General features: G+C 45.7%; 10 protein-coding genes. 8 read left to right on the top strand and 2 right to left on the bottom strand.

The features are described 5' to 3' along the window. The first annotated feature begins 31 nt into the window (after positions 1-31). The 8 genes from gltB (at position 32) to ELZ11_RS15555 (ending at position 10,695) form a co-directional block, all read left to right on the top strand. Entirely contained in the window at positions 32-4,495 is a 4,464-nt protein-coding gene (gene gltB / locus ELZ11_RS15520; RefSeq protein ID WP_137358336.1) for a glutamate synthase large subunit, read from the top strand. 17 nt (positions 4,496-4,512) lie between these two features. Then, positions 4,513-5,925: an FAD-dependent oxidoreductase gene (locus ELZ11_RS15525; RefSeq protein WP_137358337.1), complete on the top strand. Its 1,413-nt coding sequence runs from the start codon at positions 4,513-4,515 to the stop codon at positions 5,923-5,925. Between the two features lie 113 nt (positions 5,926-6,038). Beyond that, positions 6,039-6,473, top strand: a complete 435-nt coding sequence (locus ELZ11_RS15530) for a DUF1499 domain-containing protein (RefSeq protein ID WP_137358338.1) — start codon at positions 6,039-6,041, stop codon at positions 6,471-6,473. A gap of 90 nt (positions 6,474-6,563) precedes the next feature. After that, positions 6,564-7,259: a 5'-methylthioadenosine/S-adenosylhomocysteine nucleosidase gene (mtnN, locus tag ELZ11_RS15535; protein ID WP_137358339.1), complete on the top strand. Its 696-nt coding sequence runs from the start codon at positions 6,564-6,566 to the stop codon at positions 7,257-7,259. A gap of 9 nt (positions 7,260-7,268) precedes the next feature. Then, positions 7,269-8,222, top strand: coding sequence for a cobalamin biosynthesis family protein (locus ELZ11_RS15540; protein WP_137358340.1), 954 nt, complete (start codon positions 7,269-7,271; stop codon positions 8,220-8,222). A gap of 28 nt (positions 8,223-8,250) precedes the next feature. Then, on the top strand, positions 8,251-9,063 hold the full coding sequence (gene btuF / locus ELZ11_RS15545) for a vitamin B12 ABC transporter substrate-binding protein BtuF (RefSeq protein WP_244291674.1): 813 nt from the start codon (positions 8,251-8,253) through the stop codon (positions 9,061-9,063). A gap of 72 nt (positions 9,064-9,135) precedes the next feature. After that, positions 9,136-9,756, top strand: coding sequence for a TRIC cation channel family protein (locus tag ELZ11_RS15550; protein WP_137358341.1), 621 nt, complete (start codon positions 9,136-9,138; stop codon positions 9,754-9,756). A gap of 372 nt (positions 9,757-10,128) precedes the next feature. Continuing rightward, on the top strand, positions 10,129-10,695 hold the full coding sequence (locus ELZ11_RS15555; RefSeq protein WP_137358342.1) for a flavodoxin family protein: 567 nt from the start codon (positions 10,129-10,131) through the stop codon (positions 10,693-10,695). A gap of 81 nt (positions 10,696-10,776) precedes the next feature. Here the strand turns inward: ELZ11_RS15555 and carB are convergent, their stop codons facing one another. Together carB and carA are read right to left on the bottom strand one after the other, a co-directional pair. Beyond that, a complete protein-coding gene (carB, locus tag ELZ11_RS15560) occupies positions 10,777-14,007 on the bottom strand; it encodes a carbamoyl-phosphate synthase large subunit (RefSeq protein ID WP_137358343.1) in 3,231 nt (1,076 codons plus the stop codon). A gap of 16 nt (positions 14,008-14,023) precedes the next feature. Next, the gene (carA, locus tag ELZ11_RS15565) at positions 14,024-15,163 is read right to left on the bottom strand and encodes a glutamine-hydrolyzing carbamoyl-phosphate synthase small subunit (protein WP_004740731.1); all 1,140 of its coding nucleotides are present in this window, start codon (positions 15,161-15,163) and stop codon (positions 14,024-14,026) included. Between the last annotated feature and the right edge of the window lie 431 nt (positions 15,164-15,594).

A 15,594-nucleotide genomic window follows, 5' to 3' on the forward strand; every position in this document is an offset into this window, starting at 1 on the left:
TGGATGACAGAGAAGCAAAGGGAGAATTGCAATGGCTCTATATGATCCTAGTCTTGAAAAAGACAACTGTGGATTTGGTTTAATAGCGCAAATGGAAGGCCAGCCCAGCCACAAACTCGTTCGAACCGCAATTTCAGCACTTGACCGCATGACCCACCGTGGCGGTATCGCAGCTGACGGAAAAACAGGGGATGGCTGTGGACTACTACTACAAAAGCCTGACTCTTACTTAAGATTAATCGCCGAAGAAAACGAGCTAAAGCTAGGAAAACAATATGCTATCGGCATGATTTTCTTCAGCCAAGATCCTATTAAAGCTCAAGCCGCAAAAGACATTATTAATAAAGAACTTGCACAAGAAACCCTAACGGTTGCAGGTTGGCGTCAAGTTCCAACTAACGATGAGGTCCTCGGCCCAATCGCCAAAGATTCAGTTCCAGACATCCAACAAGTCTTTATTTCAGCACCTGCAGGTTGGCGAGAACGAGATATCGAACGACGTTTATATATTGCTCGTCGCAGAATTGAAAAACAGATCACCGAAGATAAAGATTTCTATATTTGTAGCTTATCAACGCAAGTCATCGTCTATAAAGGCTTGTGTATGCCTGCCGATCTTCCGAGATTTTATCTCGATCTTGCAGACTTACGTATGGAATCAGCGATATGTCTGTTCCACCAGCGTTTTTCCACAAACACGCAACCGCGTTGGCCTCTTGCTCAGCCATTTCGCTATTTAGCGCACAATGGTGAAATTAATACCATTGAAGGTAACCGCCAATGGGCTCGAGCACGTGCATATAAATTTTCTTCGCCACTGCTGCCAGATTTGCAGACCGCAGCACCTTTTGTGAATGAAACGGGCTCGGATTCATCCAGCCTAGATAACATGCTCGACCTATTCTTAGCTGGTGGCATGGATGTATTCCGTGCAATGCGTATGCTTGTGCCGCCCGCTTGGCAGAACCACCCAGACATGGACCCAGATCTTCGTGCATTCTATGATTTCAACTCTAAGCACATGGAACCTTGGGATGGTCCGGCGGGGATTGTTTTATCCGATGGCCGCTACGCGGCATGTAACCTCGACAGAAATGGCCTGCGCCCTGCGCGTTATGTGATAACCAAAGATAACTTGATCACTTTAGCTTCAGAAGTCGGTATTTGGGACTACGCTCCAGATGAGGTCGCAGAAAAAGGCCGTGTAGGCCCCGGTGAGTTGCTCGTCGTCGATACTCGACGAGGCAAACTGTGGCAATCCAGTGAGATCGATAATGATCTAAAAGGACGCCATCCTTATAAAGAATGGATGGAAAACAATGTACATAAACTTACGCCATTTTCTGCTCTAGAAGGTGATCAAGTAGGTGAGCGAAGCTTCGACAAAGATCAGCTGACGACTTATCAAAAACAATTTGCGATGAGCAATGAAGAAGTCGATCAGGTGCTACGTGTGCTAGGTGACATGGGACAAGAAGCCGTAGGCTCCATGGGTGATGATACACCTATGGCGGTATTGTCTTCCAAAGAACGTCTAGTCACTGATTACTTCCGTCAGAAATTTGCACAAGTCACCAACCCACCGATAGATCCACTTCGTGAAAAGCACGTCATGTCTCTCGCCACCAGCGTTGGCCAAGAGATGAATGTCTTCTGCGAAACCGACGGGCATGCTTACCGAGTTACATTCGATTCTCCAATCTTACTCTACTCAGACATGCAACAACTCCTTGGGTTGAGTCAAAAGCATTATCGTCATTCGATTCTCGACATTAACTACAATCCAGACGACAAAGATCTCAAGCAAGCGATCATCGACCTTTGCGATCAAGCTGAAGAAGCAGTTAAAGCCGGCACTGTATTAGTTGTTCTTTCTGATAAGCAATTAGAAAAAGGGAAACTCCCAATCCCGGCGGCAATGGCGGTGGGTGCAGTACAAACTCGCTTAGCAGACACTAACCTTCGCTGTGACGCCAACATCATTGTTGAAACAGGCACGGCCAGAGATCCTCATCAATTTGCCGTTTTACTCGGATTTGGCGCAACAGCCGTCTACCCATATCTTGCGTATGAGTCCCTAGGTAAAATAATCGATGATGGAGCCCTAAACAAAGACTACCGTGAAGCAATGCAGAATTACCAAAACGGCATTAACAAAGGTCTATATAAGATCATGTCGAAGATGGGGATTTCAACCATTGCTTCTTACCGCTGTTCACAGCTTTTCGAAGCCGTTGGCTTACATAGCGATGTCGTTGAACTCTGTTTCAGAGGCGTAACGACTCGAATTCAAGGCGCAAGCTTTAGCGATTTCCAACAAGACATTTTCAATCTGTCTCGCAAAGCATGGGCGAAACGCAAACCCATTGAACATGGTGGACTACTTAAATATGTCCATGGTGGTGAATATCACGCCTATAACCCAGATGTAGTCGGCACTCTGCAAACCGCAGTAAAGACCGGCGAAGCGTCAGATTATCATTCTTTTGCTCAGCAAGTGAACTCACGTCCGGTCGCGATGCTTCGCGATCTTATGTCACTGAAGAAAACAGAAAATCCACTACCACTAGAAAAAGTCGAACCTAATAGCGAATTATTCAAACGTTTCGATTCCGCTGCGATGTCGATTGGTGCACTTAGTCCAGAAGCCCATGAAGCGTTGGCAACGGCAATGAACCGTTTGGGTGGTTACTCCAACTCAGGAGAGGGTGGTGAAGACCCTCGACGTTTTGGCACCGTTCGAAATTCACGCATCAAACAAATTGCGTCTGGTCGCTTTGGCGTGACGCCACATTACCTAACTAATGCGGATGTTCTGCAAATCAAGGTCGCGCAAGGTGCGAAGCCAGGTGAAGGCGGTCAGCTGCCTGGTCATAAGGTCACAGCAGAAATCGCTAAACTGAGATATTCGGTTCAGGGTGTCACTCTGATCTCCCCTCCTCCACATCATGATATTTACTCAATCGAAGATTTGGCTCAGCTAATTTTCGATCTTAAACAAGTAAACCCTAACGCATTGGTTTCAGTGAAGTTAGTGTCTGAACCAGGTGTTGGTACTATCGCGACAGGTGTAGCAAAGGCCTACGCCGACCTGATCACTATTTCAGGCTACGATGGAGGTACCGCTGCGAGCCCACTGACTTCAGTGAAATACGCTGGTTGTCCTTGGGAATTAGGGCTAGCCGAAACTCAGCAAGCACTGGTTGCTAACGGGCTTCGTCATAAGATCCGCCTGCAAGTTGATGGTGGTTTGAAAACAGGTCTCGATGTCATTAAAGGCGCGATTTTAGGTGCAGAAAGCTTTGGTTTTGGTACTGCACCTATGGTTGCTATGGGCTGTAAATTCTTGCGAATCTGTCACCTCAATAACTGTGCTACAGGCGTCGCGACTCAAGACGAAACATTGCGCCGCGAATACTTCAAAGGGCTACCAGACATGGTGGTGAACTACTTTACCGGACTAGCCGATGAAGTACGCCAGCACCTCGCTGAATTAGGGGTTGAAAAGCTAACCGACTTAATCGGCCGTACTGATCTGCTTGAAGCTCTCGACGGTTTGACCGCTAAGCAAAACAAACTCGATTTATCTGGCATTTTAGAAACGCCAGTATCACCTGCAGGTCACCCTGTTTATTGGACTGAGCCCAATGCTCCTTTTGATAAAGCAGAGCTCAACCAAAAGATTCTGGATGACGCACTGAGTGCAATTGAGAGTAAACAAGCCGCCAACCTTTATTACGATGTAATCAACACAGATCGCTCGATAGGAGCACGAATTTCTGGCGAGATAGCCAAGCGTTACGGTAACCAAGGCATGGCCGGCTCCCCAATTAAGCTGAATCTCAACGGAACCGCAGGCCAATCATTTGGTGTATGGAACGCTGGTGGTGTTGAACTGTATTTAACTGGTGACGCTAACGATTATGTCGGTAAAGGCATGGCCGGGGGTAAGATAGTTATCAAACCTCACTTAGGCACTGCATTTACTTGTAACGAAGCCACCATCATCGGCAACACCTGTTTGTATGGTGCCACTGGAGGAAAGTTGTTTGCTGCAGGTACCGCCGGAGAACGTTTTGGGGTACGTAATTCAGGGACTATTGCTGTCATCGAAGGCGCTGGCGACAACGCATGTGAATATATGACGGGTGGTATCGTCGCCATACTCGGTGCGACTGGTGTGAACTTTGGCGCCGGGATGACTGGAGGTTTCGCTTATGTGCTTGACCAAAATGACGACTTCCAAGGACGTGTAAATGGTGAATCTGTTGACGCGATATCTTTGTCAGAGCTGGTCATTCACCAAGAGCATCTTCGCGGCCTCATTGCTGAGCACCTTGAAGAAACAGGTTCAAGCCACGCTGAAGATATCTTAGCGAACTTTGATGAATGGATTCCGAAGTTCTACCTAGTTAAACCTCAATCTGCTGATCTGCGTACACTACTAGGCCATCAAAGCCGAAGTGCTGCAGAGCTACGTGTTCAAGCGCAATAATTGGAAGGAGCCAAAATATGAGCCAGAACGTATACCAATTTATTGACGTAAATCGCGTAGACCCAGCGAAGAAGCCCGTCAAAATCCGTAAAATTGAGTTTGTTGAAATTTATGAACCTTTCACCAAACAGCAAGCTAAAGCTCAAGCTGACCGCTGCTTAGATTGCGGTAACCCATACTGTGAATGGAAATGTCCGGTTCACAATTACATCCCTCAGTGGCTCAAACTCGCCAATGAAGGAAGAATTATTGAAGCAGCAGAGCTTTCTCACCAAACTAACAGCCTGCCTGAAGTGTGTGGCCGAGTATGCCCGCAGGATCGCCTATGTGAAGGTTCTTGTACTTTGAATGAAGACTTTGGTGCCGTCACCATCGGCAACATTGAAAAATACATTACCGATAAAGCGTTTGAGATGGGCTGGAAGCCAGACATGTCAAAGGTGGAGTGGACGGACAAAAAAGTCGCCATCATCGGTGCTGGTCCAGCAGGGTTAGCCGCTGCCGATGTACTCGTACGTAACGGAGTTAAACCCGTTGTATTTGACCGATACCCGGAAATTGGTGGATTACTAACATTTGGTATCCCTTCATTCAAACTCGAAAAAGGCGTAATGGAAAACCGTCGCCGCGTGTTTAGCGAAATGGGTGTCGAATTCCAAATGAATGTCGAGGTCGGTAAAGATATCGCCCTGCAAACGTTAGTCGACGACTACGACGCGGTTTTCCTGGGTGTGGGAACGTATAAAAACATGCGTGCAGGCTTAGACAACGAAAATGCACCAGGCGTGTACGATGCACTGCCATTTCTTGTTTCCAATACCTATAAAGTGATGGAATTGGAAAACCCAGCCCCGTTCGTCGATATGGCTGGAAAGAAAGTAGTGGTATTAGGCGGAGGTGATACCGCTATGGACTGTGTCCGAACGTCTATTCGACAAGGCGCAAGTAACGTCATCTGTGCATACCGCCGCGACGAGGCTAATATGCCTGGCTCCCGCCGTGAAGTTAAAAACGCAAAAGAGGAAGGAGTCAACTTTATGTTTAACCTTCAACCTCTTGGTTTAGAAGTTGACACTCAAGGTAAAGTTAATGGTGTTAAAGTCGTAAAAACAGCACTGGGTGAGCCAGATGAAGCTGGCCGTCGTCGCCCAGAACCTGTTGCAGGCAGTGAACATATTCTTGAAGCCGATGCGGTCATCATGGCATTTGGATTCCAGCCACATAAAATGGAATGGTTAGAACCGTTTGGAGTGGAACTTGATCAATGGGGAAGAATTAGAGCCCCCCAACAACAAGAGTTCCAATACCAAACGACTAATACCAAGATATTTGCTGGTGGTGATGCAGTGAGAGGATCCGACTTAGTTGTGACGGCTATTGATGAAGGCCGAAAAGCAGCAGAAGGGATCATGGATTATTTAGATATCTAAGCGTTCAGCAATTTTACATAAAAGGATCCTGTTCATGGATCCTTTTTCTTTTTGCGTCAATAATCTTTACCATCATAGTAGTGCTATTTGTTTACCCAGTAATAGGAAAAACAATGAAGAAAACGGCTTTATCTTTACTCTCAATATTCGCTCTATCAGCTTGCAGCCAAAGCGATATTTCAATCACTGACAGAACTGAGCAACCATGCGGCGACAAGCCGAATTGCGTCTCGACACAAGATATTCGTAATGATTTTCAACTCACAGAGTTTTGGTTAATAGAAGGCGTCACTCTCACTCAAATTGAAGAGGCAGCACTTGAACTTCCTGGCGCAGAAACAGCTGCGAAGCAAGACAACTATTTGCGAATAGAATGTACAACGAAGTTAATGCGATTTGTCGACGATTTAGAATTAAAACTAGCTGATAATCAGCTAGTTGTGCGCTCTGAATCTCGGTTGGGACATTCAGATTTTGGGGTGAACCGCGAGCGAGCAGAAATGCTCAGAAGCATACTGGCTCAAAAAGGGTTATTACTAACTAAGTAATCCCAATAGCACAAGCTGCTGTCGCTCACTAGATTGGTTCCTGCTACACTTAGCGACTATTCCTTTCGACTTTATTTAAAGAGATAACACATGAAAATCGGCATCATCGGAGCAATGGAGCAAGAAGTTGCGATCCTAAAAACAGCAATTACTGACATCCAAGAAGTAAACAAAGGCGGTTGTACCTTTTTCTCAGGTCAGTTAAACGGTGTTGATGTTGTATTGCTACAGTCAGGTATTGGTAAAGTTGCAGCAGCGGTTGGTACTTCAATTCTACTAAGCGAGTATCAACCAGATGTTGTGATCAATACAGGTTCTGCTGGCGGCTTCGATGCAAGTTTAAACCTCGGCGACGTGGTAATTTCTACAGAAGTTCGTCACCATGACGCAGATGTAACAGCATTTGGCTACGAAATTGGTCAAATGGCAGGTCAACCAGCAGCCTTTAAAGCAGACGAGAAATTAATGGCCGTGGCAGAGAAAGCGCTAACCGCAATGGAAGATAAGCACGCAGTGCGTGGCCTGATCTGTACTGGCGATACATTCGTTTGCACGGCAGAACGTCAAGAGTTCATCCGTAAACACTTCCCTTCAGTAATTGCCGTTGAAATGGAAGCATCAGCTATCGCTCAAGCTTGTCACCAATTCCAAGTCCCATTTGTAGTGGTTCGCGCAATTTCCGACGTAGCAGACAAAGAATCTCCAATGAGCTTCGATGAGTTCCTTCCTCTTGCAGCACAAAGCTCTTCTGAAATGGTGCTGAAGATGGTTGATTTACTGAAGTAACCCTCTGTTATGCAAGCAATGTTTGAACAAATATTTGCGAACGGTGTGCTCCTCGTCATGTGGGGCGCACTTTTATTCCATTTAATTCTTCCTATTCCTTACTCTGCGCACCCCACGACTCTTTGGCATAAATTTGCAGAGTTACTCGCAAGCAAAGTAAACAATAATCATAGTTACTCACAAAGTTTATTGTCGGGTACGCTAGCAAGCTTACTAATGTGTTTACCAGCACTTGCTGTTCTTTGGGCTCTCAAGCCTTTGGTCTGGCAGCCTCAGTTATTTGAGCTAGGGCTATTATTGTTGGCGATAGATTGGCGTAATAATGAAAAACTCGCGAATCAACTGATCAAAGCGTTAGGTAATGAAGATAAAAAACTTGCACGCCGATTACTTTCTCCAGTCGTAAACCGTCAAACCGAGACCCTTTCTATTCTAGGATTAGGTAAGGCAGGCGCCGAAACGATCATCATGGGCTACGGCAGAAACGTAATTTGCGTTTTATTCTGGTATGGCATTGGTGGTGGAATCGCCGCGTTAATGTACCGATTGGTTGCAGAGCTCGCCAGAGCATGGTCACCAAGCAGGAGTGAGTTTTCACCATTTGGTATAGCCGTCATTCGCATTGTTGCTGTTCTCGATTTCATACCCTTACGCTTGTTTGCACTCATGATTGTATTTGGCACCAAAGCCACTCACACCTTTCAGAACATGCTGCAACAAAGTAAGTCTTGGCCCTTGCCTGGCCCAGCTTGGTTAATCACTGCGGCAGGCCATAAACTAGAGCTATCGTTAGGCGGGCCTGCTATTTACAACGACAAAAAAGCCATTCGCGCCAAATTAGGCGGCCGAATTGCTCCATCGGCATTACACCTTTCTCAACTTCAAAAGATGCTCGCTTGGCGAATCATGGCTTGGATTCTTCTTCAAAGCGCCGTATTGCTCGCCATCCATCAAGGAATATAAATTGCTCTCTACTTGTTACTCCCGTTCATTGCTTATCAGTGCTGTTTTATTTACGTTTTCAGCACAGGCGAGTGATGACATTCAACGAGTCATCAGCCTTGCGCCACATGCGACAGAACTGGCATATGAAGCTGGTTTGGGCGACAAACTCGTTGCTGTCAGCGATCGCAGTGACTATCCCCCACAAGCTCAACAACTTGAGAAAGTTGCTAACTATCAGGGAATTAAAGTCGAGAAGATCATCGCTTTACAACCCGACCTTATCTTAGCGTGGCCAGCAGGAAACCCGCCTAGAGAATTAGAAAAGCTAGAACAATTTGGCTTTGAGATTTACTACTCAAAAACAAAAACCTTGGATAATATCGCGACAAATATAGAGCAGCTTAGTCAATACTCAGATGACCCAGAAGTCGGCCTGAAAAACGCCCAAGCCTACAAACAACGCTTAGCGGTTCTAAAAGATAAGTATAAAGACGCTTCTCCTGTACGCTACTTTTACCAGTTAAGTGAAAAGCCGATCATTTCGGTCGCACAAGGCCACTGGCCAAGTGAAGTGTTCGAGTTTTGTGGTGGTGAGAATATTTTTGCAAACAGTGCTTCCCCTTACCCTCAAGTCGGCATTGAGCAAGTCGTCCTTAATGCACCAGAGGTGATCTTCACATCTCAACATGCGATCGATAACGGTAACATGTGGCGCTCTTGGCAAGATGAAATTCCAGCCGTCTCCAAACAACAAGTTTGGTCACTCAATTCAGATTGGATTAACCGTCCAACACCGCGCACACTGAACGCTATACAGCAAGTGTGTAATTTCTTCGATAAAGCACGCCAAAATCGCTAACTATTTAGCAAGATTTTTCGTACAATTCGCGCACTAAACCCTGTTCCCTAACTTTATAAGAGCGCTAGTATCATGGATTCCATGCTGCTTTACTTTATTGACTTATTTGGCACCGCTATTTTTGCTATTTCAGGCGTGATTTTGGCTGGCCGTTTAAAAATGGACCCTTTTGGAGTTGCTGTTCTCGGCAGCGTTACGGCTATTGGTGGCGGTACAATCCGTGACATGGCTTTAGGTGCTACTCCAGTATTTTGGATCACCGATACCACTTACCTTTGGGTTATTTTACTTACCTGCTTATTTACAATGATCATCGTTCGACGCCCAAAAAGGCTAGCATGGTGGGTTCTTCCCGTTTGTGATGCTATCGGTTTAGCAGTCTTTGTCGGGATTGGCGTAGATAAAGCCATGGCTTACCAAGACTCAGCATTAGTCGCTGTCATCATGGGCGTCATTACTGGCTGTGGCGGAGGCATTATCCGTGACATGCTAGCCCGCGAGGTTCCTATGGTGTTACGAAGCGAGGTATATGCCACTGCTTGTATTGTAGGGGGGATCTTCCATACCACTGCGTTAGCCATGGGCCATGATAGCTCCAGCGCATTCCTAGCCGGGGTTTTCTCCACTCTCTTGATAAGGCTTGGCGCAATTCGTTGGCACCTTTCATTACCGACCTTTGCCATCAACAAGTAAATTCTTAGGGCTCTATTTAGAGCCCTTTTTAATACCCGAGAATCACTCTTCAACGCTCCATATTGTCTCAGCCACCACTCTCCCAAAACATTAGTAATGTTTTTTGTTTACTTAACTATCCAACAAGCTATATTGGTAAACAAATAACTTTATATAATTAAAGAAATGGATATCCAGAGCATGCTGATATCCATTCAGAGAGCTTCAATACAACTTGGCAGTAGGCCTTACTAGAAACTCTCTTCCATCCTAATTCCATAAAGTTCTAAGAATTAGTCACTATGGTTAGGAAATAGGTTAAGTGGTCGAATAAAAAACTCAATCAATACCTTTAAATAGACTCTCATAACGTAATCAATATAAGGCTTAATTATGAACGACAAAAAAATCGGGGTTGTGTACTTTTCCAAGACAGGTGCAACAAAGTTGGTTGCTCAAAATATAGTAGAGGGAATTGAACATCACCCTCAAGTAAGCAGCATCAGCATTGAAATTCTGCCTAGTGAAATTGTTGAAGGTCGATACATAAACCAAGAAAAAATTGAGCAACTCAATGACTGCGATGCCATCCTCTTTGGCTCCCCTACTTACATGGGCTCTCCATCAGCCCAATTCAAATCATTTATGGATGCAAGTAGCGAGCAATATTGTAGAAAAGCTTGGCGCAACAAACTTGCCGGCGGGTTTACGACAGGCGGTAGCATTAACGGAGAACAACAACAAACGTTGCTGAGTTTTTTTGCACTTGCTTGCCAGCATGGAATGCTTTGGGTGGGGTTGGATGCCTCTAAGCACACCGATGATTTGGGGCTCAACAGAACAGGTTCTAACATCGGCTTGGTCTCAAGCGCCGGAGAAGAGTCACTTATCCATGAAAACGATCTACAAACTGCTTTTTATTATGGAGACAGGTTCGCTCAACTTGTTTGCGCCAAATAGCGTTCCCCTCCAAGCCCGCCAGACAGCTAATACAAAAAAGCCCACTCTATTGAGTGGGCTTTCGATTACATATCGCTAAAGTTACGCTTTTGATGCATTAACTTGTGCGTGTAGCTCTTGAACAGAAGTTACTGTCGTCTTCGCGTCAGCTGTGTGAGCCATACACGTTGCAAACGCTGCGTTTAGCGTTGTTGTGTAGTTCACTTTCTCAGCAAGTGCACCACGACGAAGAACTTTAGAATCTTCGATCGCTTGGCGGCCAGCTGCAGTGTTCACGATGTAGGTGTACTCGTTGTTCTTGATACGGTCAAGAATATGAGGACGGCCTTCGTGTACCTTGTTTACTAGACGTGGGTTGATGCCCGCTTCGCCAAGAATAACTGCTGTACCGTGTGTTGCGTCTAGCTGGTAGCCAAGCTTAGATAGCTTAGATGCTAGGTCTACAACGCGCTCTTTGTCGCCTTCGCGAACAGAAAGAAGTGCACGACCGCCTTCTGGGTAGATGTTGCCACAACCCAATTCCGCTTTAGAGTAAGCTTCTGCGAACGTTGCACCAACACCCATAACTTCACCAGTAGAGCGCATTTCTGGGCCTAATAGTGGGTCAACACCTGGGAACTTGTTGAATGGAAGTACCACTTCCTTCACTGAGTAGTAAGGTGGGATGATTTCTTTGGTAAAGCCTTGAGACTCTAGCGATTGACCCGCCATTACACGAGCTGCAATCTTAGCAATTGGTGCGCCAGTTGCTTTAGATACGAACGGTACCGTACGTGCTGCACGAGGGTTAACCTCGATTAGGTAGACTTGGTTGTTCTTAACAGCAAACTGCGTGTTCATCAGACCACGAACACCCAACTCGAACGCCAGTTTTTCAACTTGCTCACGCATTACGTCTTGGATTTCTTGGCTTAGCGTGTATGCAGGAAGAGAACATGCTGAGTCACCTGAGTGAACACCCGCTTGTTCGATGTGCTCCATGATACCGCCGATAACTACGCGCTCACCGTCACAGATAGCATCGATATCCACTTCAACTGCGTCATCTAGGAAGCTATCAAGAAGAACTGGAGATTCGTTCGATACGCTTACAGCTTCGTTGAAGTAGCGACGTAAGTCTTGCTCGTCGTATACGATTTCCATCGCACGACCACCAAGTACGTAAGAAGGACGTACAACCAATGGGAAGCCGATTTCGCGAGATTTCTCTACCGCTTGTTCCATTGTTGTTACTGTCGCGTTCTCTGGTTGTAGAAGACCTAGACGGTCAACAGCAACTTGGAAACGCTCACGGTCTTCTGCACGGTCGATTGCGTCAGGGCTAGTACCGATGATTGGCACGCCAGCCGCTTCTAGTGCGCGAGCCAGTTTAAGTGGTGTTTGACCACCGTACTGAACGATAACGCCTTTTGGCTTCTCAACACGAGCGATTGCTAGTACGTCTTCCAGTGTTACTGGTTCGAAGTACAGACGGTCAGACGTGTCGTAGTCCGTTGAAACAGTCTCAGGGTTACAGTTAACCATGATAGTTTCATAGCCATCTTCACGTAGAGCTAGTGATGCGTGTACACAACAGTAGTCAAATTCGATACCTTGGCCGATACGGTTTGGACCGCCGCCTAGAATCATGATCTTGTCTTTGTCTGTTGGGTTAGCTTCACACTCGTCATCGTAAGATGAGTACATGTAAGCCGTATCTGAAGAGAACTCAGCCGCACACGTATCAACACGCTTGTAAACTGGGTGGATGTCGTATTGGTCACGTAGACGACGGATTTCGCTTTCTGCTACACCTAGAATCTTAGATAGGCGTGCATCAGCAAAGCCTTTACGCTTCAGCTTGTTTAGCTCGTCTTTGTTCAAGCCAGCAAAGCCTTTCGCTTTAAGTTCTTGCTCAAGCTTAACGATGTCTTCGATTTGAACTAGGAACCAACGGTCGATTTGCGTTAGGTTGAATACGCCATCTACAGACATACCCGCACGGAATGCATCCGCGATGTACCAAATACGCTCTGCGCCAGCTTCTTTTAGTTCGTGACGAATTGTTGTTAGTGCGTCAGGCGCGTCTAGGTCAACCATTTCGTCGAAGCCAGTCGCGCCAACTTCTAGGCCGCGAAGAGCTTTTTGTAGAGACTCTTGTTGGTTACGGCCGATAGCCATAACTTCACCAACAGACTTCATTTGCGTCGTTAGACGGTCGTTAGCACCTGCAAATTTCTCGAAGTTGAAACGAGGAATCTTAGTTACTACGTAGTCGATTGTTGGTTCGAATGATGCTGGTGTTGCGCCACCCGTGATATCATTTTGCAGTTCATCTAATGTGTAACCCACAGCCAGTTTCGCTGCAATCTTAGCGATTGGGAAACCTGTCGCTTTAGATGCTAGTGCAGAAGAACGAGATACACGTGGGTTCATCTCGATGATAACCATACGGCCATCTTTCGGGTTGATACCAAACTGTACGTTAGAGCCACCCGTTTCAACACCAATCTCACGCAGTACTGCTAGAGATGCGTTACGCATCAGTTGGTATTCTTTGTCTGTTAGCGTCTGTGCTGGTGCAACTGTGATTGAGTCACCCGTGTGGATACCCATTGGGTCAAAGTTTTCAATCGCACATACGATGATACAGTTGTCCGCTTTGTCACGAACCACTTCCATCTCGTACTCTTTCCAACCGATAAGAGATTCATCGATTAGAAGTTCGTTGGTTGGAGATAGGTCCAGACCACGACGACAGATTTCTTCGAACTCTTCTTTGTTGTATGCGATACCACCGCCTGTACCACCCATAGTGAATGATGGACGGATGATACATGGGAAGCCAACCATATCTAGAACGCCATAAGCTTCTTCCATGGTTTTAGCAGTATCCGCACGTGGACACTCAAGGCCGATAGACTTCATCGCTTTATCGAAACGAGAACGGTCTTCTGCTTTATCGATAGCGTCAGCCGTTGCACCAATCATCTCTACACCGAACTCTTCAAGAACACCGTGTTTCTCTAGATCTAGTGCACAGTTAAGTGCTGTTTGGCCACCCATTGTAGGTAGAACTGCATCTGGCTTCTCTTTCGCGATGATGTTGCGAACAACTTCCCATTGGATAGGCTCGATGTAAGTTGCATCAGCCATATCTGGGTCAGTCATGATGGTCGCTGGGTTCGAGTTTACAAGAATAACTCGGTAACCTTCTTCGCGAAGCGCTTTACAAGCTTGAGCACCAGAGTAATCGAACTCACATGCTTGGCCGATAACGATCGGGCCAGCACCTAGAATTAGAATACTTTTAATGTCAGTACGTTTTGGCATTGTCTACTACTCCGAATTACGCTGTGTGCTTTTTAATTAGTTCAATGAAGTGGTCGAATAACGGCGCTGCGTCTTCTGGACCAGGGCTTGCTTCTGGGTGACCTTGGAAGCTAAATGCTGGTTTGTCTGTACGGTGGATACCTTGCAGAGAACCATCAAATAGAGACTTGTGCGTTGCACGTAGGTTTTCAGGAAGTGTGTCTTCGTCAGCAGCAAAGCCGTGGTTTTGCGAAGTAATCATCACAACATCACGATCTAAATCTTTAACTGGGTGGTTTGCACCGTGGTGACCAAACTTCATCTTCACTGTCTTAGCGCCTGACGCAAGAGCAAGAATTTGGTGGCCTAGACAGATACCGAAGATTGGTAAGCCTTTTTCTAGGAACACTTTTGTCGCTTCAATTGCGTAAGTACATGGTTCTGGGTCACCAGGGCCATTTGAAAGGAATACACCGTCTGGATTTAGTGCAAGCACTTCTTCAGCAGAAGTTTCAGCTGGAACAACCGTTAGGCGGCAGCCGCGGTCAACGAGCATTCGTAGGATGTTTCGTTTTGCACCGAAGTCATAAGCAACAACGTGGTATGGCAATTCTGAGTCTGCTTTCGCTTCAGGAAGTCCACCCGTAAGCGTCCACGAACCTTGTTTCCATTGATACGCTTCTTTCGTTGTAACTTCTTTCGCAAGGTCCATACCTTTCAGGCCAGGGAATTCTTTTGCTTTAGCTAGAGCCAAAGCTTCGTCTAAGTTGTTACCCGCTACGATACAACCATTCTGTGCACCTTTTTCGCGAAGGATGCGCGTCAGCTTACGAGTATCGATATCAGCGATACCAACAACGTTTTGCGACTTAAGGTAATCAGAAAGGGATTGTTCATTACGGAAGTTAGAAGCGATAAGAGGGAGATCGCGAATCACAAGGCCTTGAGCGTGGATTGAAGAGGATTCTTCGTCTTCGGAATTGGTTCCGGTATTGCCAATGTGAGGATAAGTAAGGGTAACGATTTGTTGAGAATAGGAAGGATCAGTGAGGATTTCTTGGTACCCCGTCATCGAGGTATTAAAAACGACTTCACCAACTGCGGAACCTACAGCGCCAATGGCTTCACCGTGAAATACTGTCCCATCTTCTAGGACTAGTAGTGCTGACTTTTTCAAGACAACCTCCAGAAATAAATATGCATTAAAATTGATTTAATTTGCAAATCTACCTTCCTGTAACACCAGAAACTGCGTGTTTATGGAAATTAGACAAATTGGCGGTATTCTAGTGATGTGCGTGATTTGTGTCAACATTTACTATAAAAGAAATTCATAATTTAAAGCTACATACACAGATATCTATTTAGAAGCCTTAAAAGTTAAACTTTAAAGGATAAAAGCGCCCAATTTTATCAAATATATAATTTATGAAGATTCAAACAAGGAAAGTTAGAGAGGGATTTTGTGACGAGAAGGACGCAAACGATCAAGGTGACAAGTTTACACCAACTTATAAACACTTGGACCAACATTAGAGCCAAACTGCTATAAAAAGAAGTAAAGCACAGCTATTTCAGTGCTTATAAAAAAGATAAACTCAATAGAAA

This window comes from Vibrio profundi (assembly GCF_005281835.1).
GTDB classification, from domain to species: Bacteria; Pseudomonadota; Gammaproteobacteria; order Enterobacterales; family Vibrionaceae; genus Vibrio; species Vibrio profundi.

Coding starts and splice junctions, on each gene's coding strand:
- gltB (WP_137358336.1), top strand. CDS start 32: ATGGCTCTATATGATCCTAGTCTTGAAAAAGACAACTGTGGATTTGGT.
- ELZ11_RS15525 (WP_137358337.1), top strand. CDS start 4,513: ATGAGCCAGAACGTATACCAATTTATTGACGTAAATCGCGTAGACCCA.
- ELZ11_RS15530 (WP_137358338.1), top strand. CDS start 6,039: ATGAAGAAAACGGCTTTATCTTTACTCTCAATATTCGCTCTATCAGCT.
- mtnN (WP_137358339.1), top strand. CDS start 6,564: ATGAAAATCGGCATCATCGGAGCAATGGAGCAAGAAGTTGCGATCCTA.
- ELZ11_RS15540 (WP_137358340.1), top strand. CDS start 7,269: ATGCAAGCAATGTTTGAACAAATATTTGCGAACGGTGTGCTCCTCGTC.
- ELZ11_RS15550 (WP_137358341.1), top strand. CDS start 9,136: ATGGATTCCATGCTGCTTTACTTTATTGACTTATTTGGCACCGCTATT.
- ELZ11_RS15555 (WP_137358342.1), top strand. CDS start 10,129: ATGAACGACAAAAAAATCGGGGTTGTGTACTTTTCCAAGACAGGTGCA.
- carB (WP_137358343.1), bottom strand. CDS start 14,007: ATGCCAAAACGTACTGACATTAAAAGTATTCTAATTCTAGGTGCTGGC.